The 6,159-nt window shown below is 43.2% G+C and carries 6 protein-coding genes; 2 read left to right on the forward strand and 4 right to left on the reverse strand.

Annotated features, from left to right (window positions below; genetic code table 11):
- The first annotated feature begins 47 nt into the window (after window positions 1-47).
- Window positions 48-1,091, forward strand: coding sequence for a methionine synthase (locus FTU44_RS13870; RefSeq protein WP_004733166.1), 1,044 nt, complete (start codon window positions 48-50; stop codon window positions 1,089-1,091).
- 98 nt (window positions 1,092-1,189) lie between these two features.
- On the forward strand, window positions 1,190-1,684 hold the full coding sequence (locus tag FTU44_RS13875) for a flavin reductase (RefSeq protein ID WP_005093807.1): 495 nt from the start codon (window positions 1,190-1,192) through the stop codon (window positions 1,682-1,684).
- 140 nt (window positions 1,685-1,824) lie between these two features.
- Here the strand turns inward: FTU44_RS13875 and FTU44_RS13880 are convergent, their stop codons facing one another.
- From FTU44_RS13880 to FTU44_RS13895, 4 genes are all read right to left on the reverse strand, one after another.
- The gene (locus FTU44_RS13880; RefSeq protein ID WP_180051155.1) at window positions 1,825-3,486 is read right to left on the reverse strand and encodes an IS66 family transposase; all 1,662 of its coding nucleotides are present in this window, start codon (window positions 3,484-3,486) and stop codon (window positions 1,825-1,827) included.
- 74 nt (window positions 3,487-3,560) lie between these two features.
- Window positions 3,561-3,950 carry an IS66 family insertion sequence element accessory protein TnpB gene (tnpB, locus tag FTU44_RS13885; RefSeq protein ID WP_141667068.1) on the reverse strand — a complete coding sequence of 130 codons (390 nt, stop codon included), beginning with the start codon at window positions 3,948-3,950 and terminating at the stop codon, window positions 3,561-3,563.
- Window positions 3,893-4,297 carry an IS66 family insertion sequence element accessory protein TnpB gene (locus FTU44_RS15250; RefSeq protein ID WP_227523651.1) on the reverse strand — a complete coding sequence of 135 codons (405 nt, stop codon included), beginning with the start codon at window positions 4,295-4,297 and terminating at the stop codon, window positions 3,893-3,895. The genes tnpB and FTU44_RS15250 overlap by 58 nt, the downstream gene beginning before the upstream one ends.
- A 72-nt stretch (window positions 4,298-4,369) precedes the next feature.
- Window positions 4,370-5,728, reverse strand: coding sequence for an NAD(P)-binding domain-containing protein (locus FTU44_RS13895; RefSeq protein ID WP_159516660.1), 1,359 nt, complete (start codon window positions 5,726-5,728; stop codon window positions 4,370-4,372).
- Window positions 5,729-6,159 lie beyond the last annotated feature (431 nt).

Here is a 6,159-nt window from a genome sequence, read left to right on the forward strand (position 1 = left end):
ATTAAATTGATAAACAGATTTACGAATTTAGACAAAGAAGATTAGACATGGCGCTTACACAACCGAAACTTTTACTCCCAACTTCAACTGCGGGTAGCTTGCCAAAACCGTCTTGGTTAGCTGAACCTGAAAAATTATGGTCTGCATGGAAGCTTGAAGGCGAAGAATTATTAGAAGCTAAACGTGATGCTTTGAAATTATCATTACATGAGCAAGTCACTGCAGGTATCGATATCGTGAGTGATGGTGAGCAAACCCGTCAGCACTTTGTAACCACGTTTATTGAACATCTTGAAGGTGTAGATTTCGAAAAGCGTGAAACCATGCGTATTCGTAATCGTTATGATGCAAGTGTACCTTCAGTTGTGGGTGAAGTTTCTCGTAAAAAAGCAGTGTTTGTAGACGATGCGAAATTTTTACGCAGCCAAACCAGTCAGCCAATTAAATGGGCGTTGCCTGGTCCAATGACCATGATTGATACACTTTTTGACGGACACTACAAGAGCCGTGAAAAACTGGCTTGGGAATTTGCCAAAATTTTGAACCAAGAAGCTTTAGAACTTGAAGCAGCAGGCGTAGACATTATCCAATTTGATGAACCTGCGTTTAACGTATTCTTTGATGAAGTGAATGACTGGGGTGTACCAACCTTAGAACGTGCACTTGAAGGTCTAAAATGTGAAACTGCAGTTCATATTTGCTATGGTTACGGCATTAAAGCCAATACAGATTGGAAACAAACTTTAGGTAATGAATGGCGTCAATACGAAGAGTCATTCCCGAAACTACAACAATCTAAGCTCGATATTATTTCACTTGAATGCCAAAACTCACGTGTACCAATGGATTTGATTGAATTGATCCGTGGTAAGAAAGTGATGGTGGGTGCCATTGATGTAGCAACTAGCAAAGTTGAAACTGCAGAAGAAGTGGCGAATACCTTACGTAAAGCACTTCAATTTGTTGATGCAGATAAACTCTATCCTTCAACCAACTGTGGTATGACACCACTTTCTCGCCAAGTTGCACGTGGCAAGCTTGAGGCTTTAAGCGCAGGTGCTGCCATTGTTCGTAAAGAGCTAGAAGCTTAATCAAACGTAGTCTCGTGCGAAGCAGGGGCAAATTATTGCAAGATGATTTGTTCTACTTAAAGCACGAGCACGTGATATGTACATTTGAGATGAAAGAGATGATTGAAGCAACAGACTTTAGAAATGCAATGTCTTTACTCACCACAGCAGTGAATGTTATTACGACTGCGAGTAAAGCAGGTATGCATGGATTTACTGCATCTGCCGTATGTAGCGTGACGGATACACCGCCAACGTTATTGGTCTGTATGAATCAATCCTCCCGTTCACATGCCCATTTTGTTGAAAATAAAGTCTTGGCTGTAAACGTACTAAGTACTCAGCATGAACAGCTTTCAAATGCTTTTGCTTCAAGTAAATTCAGTTCTGAAGAGCGTTTCAACTTAGGTGAGTGGAGTGCGTTGGAAACTGGTTCACCTATTTTGCAAGATGCCTTGGTCAGTTTTGACTGTGAAATTCAGGACATTCAGCAAGTGGGTACACACAGTATTTTCATGTGTCGTGTGCTTCAAGTTCAACAAAGCGATCAAGAAGAAAGCCTGGTGTATTTTAACCGTGCTTATCATCAAGTGGGTCAGTTGGAACACGCTTAATTCAACGCCTTAATCCTTTCATTTTTTAAAGTTAGTCTATTGTGGAACTTATAACCTTTTTAGTCATCGGTGCTTTTGCTGGTTTTGCAGCAGGGCTGTTTGGTGTCGGGTAAGCGTCCGCTGAACCCCATACCTATTTTTTAATTTTGGTCGGATTTCCAGCGGTGTGGCAGTAATTCTTCTATTTGGGTGACTTTATGCGTCGGCAGCCTTTTCAGCACATCACTTAAATAGGCATACGGATCCAGTCCATTCAGCTTTGCTGACTGGATTAAAGTCATGATATTGGCAGCTCGTTGGCCGCTGCGCAGCGAGCCAGCAAACAGCCAGTTCTTACGTCCCAACGCCCAGGGGCGCATCTGATTTTCAATCCCTTGCGCAGCAATGCTGCTCATATCTATAGGCAAATTGCCATCATTCAGATAGCGGCAGAGTGCCTGCCAACGTTTTAGGCTGTAATTGATCGCCTTGGCAGTTGGAGAACTCGATGGCACCGCCAGATAATGTTGGCTGAGCCATTCATACAGTTGTTGCATCACCGTTTGGCTATGCTGTTGCCGGTATTCGCGGCGATGTTCTGCTGTACCATCGGTCTTTTTCCTGAGTTCTGCTTCTATGGCATACAGTTTCTGAATCAGCACTAATGCCTGTTCAGCGATCTGACTTTTCCCGGTCACATGCAGTTCATGAAATTTACGACGTGCATGTGCCATGCAGCCCACCTCAATGACCTGGCCTGATTTAAAGCGTGCTTTATAACCACTGTAATCATCACAGACCAGATGACCCTGCCAGCCATTCAGGAACTCTTCAGCATGCTGACCTGAACGGCTATCCTGAAAGTCATAGATCACCGCTTGAACTGGATTGTACTGTGTAGTGGCATAGGCCCAGACATAACCTTTCTTCGGTTTTTTCTCATCATCACCCATCCGCATGATGGTGACCGGCGTTTCATCGGCATGGATCACCCGCTGTTGCAGCACCACCTGTTTTAAGGCATTGGCCAGAGGTTCCAGTTCCACACCGCAGCAACCAATCCAGTCAGATAAAGTAGATCTGGACAGATCAATGCCCGCCCGCTGATAGATCAGGCGCTGACGGTACAGCGGCAAATGATCGGCATACTTCGATACCAGCACATGGCTGAGCAATTCAGGTGAAGCAATGCCTTTATCAATCACATAGGCAGGCATCGCTTGCTGAGTCAGAGTGTCGCACTGATCACAGACCCATTTGCCACGGACATGCTGTTCCTTGTAGAACTGTGCCGGTCTGAAATGCAGTTTTTCACTGATATCTTCGCCGATACGACGTAACTGGCAGCCACAACTGCATTGGGTTGATGCAGGTTCATGCTCAATACGGATGGTGTGTAGATGATCTGGCAGCAGTCGACGTTTAGGTTTGTTGACTGTGGCTTTCTGTGTCGCTGCATCAGTTTTATCTGCATTCAGCCGCTCCAGTTCCAGATCAACGGCTGCGATATCCTCTTCGACTGCTTCGTCCCACAGATGGATTTGTTTTGCTGTTAGGTGTTCATTCTTTTGGACGAATTTGTGCTTTTTAAACAGAGCCAGTTCATGCTCGTATTTTTGAGTGAGAATAGAGAGATGTTGGTTGCATGCTTCCAGATGTTGAACTTTGCCATCTAATTGTTGATTGGTGACTTCCAGATGTTGAACTTTGGCATCTAATTGCTGATTTGATTGTGCCAAAGACTGATGCTGCATCGCCAATTGCCGGGTAAATTCCAGCAGTTGCTCATGGGTCAGTTGGTTTAAATCAGGCAGCGTTTTCATGACCGCAGTATGCCTGAGGTCATGAAGAGAATGAAATAGAACGTTTGGAGAATAGCAGAATGTACGAGCCTGGTTTAGAGCATCGTCACCACCTGCTGTCGTCCAATTCTCTGCCAGGGTAAACCCTGGATCAGTGCCTGCAACTGCTCTGGGCTGAGGGCTACGGTTTCACCCTGGTGAATCTGAGCCCAGTGAAATTTACCCTGTTCCAGCCGCCGGGCACACAGCCAGATGCCCAATCCATCATGCACCAGCACTTTCATGCGATGGCCACGCTTATTACAGAACAGGTAGGCGCAATGCGGTTTGATCGAGCCAAAGGCTCTCAGCACCTGAGCCATGGCAGTATCCATACCCGCACGCATGTCCATCGGCTGGGTAGAGAGCCAGATTTCATCGATATGGATCATGTTGCAAGTGCCTTGAGTAATTCTGCTAAAGCAGATATTTCTGATACTTGCCATTTCAAGCCAATTTCTGCTTTTGAGTGGGGTAAAGTAATTTGAACCGTTAACATGTCAGTAGGAGTAGGATCTAATGGTGCAGAGCAAGATAAGGCAATAAATGCAGGTTTATTCGGTAGTGGTGAGCGATCATTCCCTGGCTTACCATCAATTAAGCGAATCCATTTGGATACAAGATTTGTATTCAATCCATGTTGCAAAGCGACCGAAGCAATTGAAACGTTCGGTGCTTTAAGGCAAAGGATTTCTTTCTTTGCTTCGAGAGGTTCATGTTCATCAGGGTTGTTACGTCGTAAAGGCTGTACGGCCTTATTTGTCTCGGAGAGTGGTGGCAGTCCAAACAACAAACCCCATGACCATAACTTATGGGGCTTGTTGGCTATTTTGCTGCGTATTGTGTGGCTTTTTGTGATTAAGCCTTACATCGCTTCACGTTGTGCTTCATCTTCCAAATAGTTTTCTAAAGAATCATCTAGCGCATATAACCATGGCGTGTGATGTGGCTTAGCCATTTTTCCAGTCATTACTGAGCGATAGACTTTATCTCTAAAGCCCATAATGTTTTCTTTTTTATGCTTTTTCCATTGCATGAAAATATCATGCACTGCATCAATATTGAATGATGGATAGTCCGTCTGCGCAATCAGGCGTTTGATGTAGTCACCTTGGAAGCGGGCAGATTGTTCATCGTTCAATAGGCGCTGCTCTTTTTGATGTAAGGTCTGCGTATGGCTCTGCATTTCTGCCGTGCTTGGTAAAGCAATTTTGCCCAAAATCACATCACGGACAAACCATGCTTGCGCATCGAACATATTGAAGGTGTACCATTGATCTTGCATGCCCAAGTAGAACAAGCGAGGATTCTTTTCCCACACCACACCCTGATATAAACCCTGCGGATAAAGGCAGTTATGTGTTCTGAGGCGTAGGTTATCTTCAATAAATGGGAAGTGGTGCAAATAGCCTGTGCATAAAATAATGGCATCAATTTTGGCAGATGTTCCATCACTAAAATAAGCAGTATTTTCATCTACACGCAGTAATTGTGGCTTTTCAGACCAGTTTTTAGGCCATTTAAAGCCCATGGCTTTACTACGATAGCAACTGTAAATTTGCTTAGCACCGTATTTATAACATTGCGAACCAATGTCTTCGGCAGAGTAGCTGCTGCCAACCAATAACACAGACTTGCCTTTAAATTCCAGCGCATCACGGAAGTCGTGTGCGTGTAAAATGCGACCATGGAATTGATCAAAGCCTTCATAAACAGGAACGCGTGGGGTAGAGAAGTGTCCAGATGCAACGACAACATAATCAAATTGTTCTGAATAATGCTGTTGTTGTGTATAATCTTCGACATCTACCGTGAATTTTTGCGTTGTTTCATCATAGGCAATATGCTGAACGGCACTATTGAAACGAACTAAATCTTTGACCTGTGCTTTTTCTGCACGGCCTTTGATGTAATCCCACAGTACTGCACGTGGTGGATATGAAGCGATTGGTTTTTTGAAATGTTCATCAAAAGTATAATCGGCAAATTCTAGCGCTTCTTTGGGGCCATTTGACCATAAATAGCGGTACATACTGCCGTGGACAGGTTCCCCATGTTCATCTATACCAGTGCGCCAAGTATAGTTCCATAGCCCGCCCCAATCATTTTGTTTTTCGAAACATACAATTTCAGGAACTTGTAGACCTTTGGCCTTTGCTGACTGAAACGCTCTTAATTGGGCCATGCCACTTGGGCCAGCACCAATAATTGCAATTCGATCCATTGCTATCTCCATTAGTTTTGAGTTCTTAATTACCTCTCCAATTTTGAGTGTCACAATTTAGGATTTGAAATATAAGCATTATAAAGATAAGCAAATACAATCCTAAATTGAGCGATTAAAAATCTGTTCAAAATAGGATGTGAATTAAAAAAAAGAAAAAATAATAAAATGTGCTAAAGACAGTAAAAATTACCTAAGCAATTCATCTTTATAAAAAACACATTTTTTAAGAAAGCTGATCTTATCATAATTTCTGATTAATTGTGGCTTTGCTTAGTTATAAAAGTGAATTTAAAGTCATTCCATTAGGGTCTGTTGACATTTTCTGTTCAAAAAAATAGCGAGAAAGTAAAATTTAATCGCCAAACCAAATTTACTTCTCGCTATGCCTCGTACAATGCTGAATGATCAACACTGGTCTAAGTTACTTT

Source organism: Acinetobacter sp. YH12105 (genome assembly GCF_013419095.1).
Lineage (GTDB): Bacteria > Pseudomonadota > Gammaproteobacteria > Pseudomonadales > Moraxellaceae > Acinetobacter > Acinetobacter pseudolwoffii.